Below are 383 nucleotides of genomic sequence, written 5' to 3'. Positions count from 1 at the left end.
ACTAAGTACGCGAGCGATGGCTGCGACCCGTTAAAACGCCAGTCTCTTTTGTCCGCTGGTAGCAGCTGGTTATCCAGACGGATAGTGACAAAGAAGTTATTTCAGGCATTCATTTGATGAATTTAATGATGTCTCGGTGCCTGAAAGGCGTTAAGGCAGTTGTGTGGAGAAAAGCGTGGCCGGGCGACCACGCTGACAAGAATTATTTCTTACGGCCAGTAATGCGGCACCATTCTTCTTTTTCGACGACCGGGTCGAGAGTGAAAAGCTCGGCGAAAGCATCGCAGACGCTTTCCGCCTGGCTGGCGAGAATAGCTGAAAGCCCCAGCAGACCGCCCTCAACGGGCAGTACGCTGATTAACGGGGCCAGTTCGCGTAATGGG

At 52.7% G+C, this 383-nt stretch carries 1 protein-coding gene; it reads right to left on the bottom strand.

Annotated elements, in window-relative coordinates; genetic code table 11:
- Positions 1 to 202: 202 nt before the first annotated feature.
- Positions 203 to 383 (bottom strand): 50S ribosomal protein L11 methyltransferase (locus FMN52_RS00015; RefSeq protein WP_205424867.1); only part of this gene is annotated, 181 nt, incomplete at its 5' end.

The organism is Marinobacter sp. BW6, assembly GCF_008107725.1.
Lineage (GTDB): Bacteria > Pseudomonadota > Gammaproteobacteria > Pseudomonadales > Oleiphilaceae > Marinobacter.
This window is presented reverse-complemented; position numbering and strand designations above follow the sequence as displayed.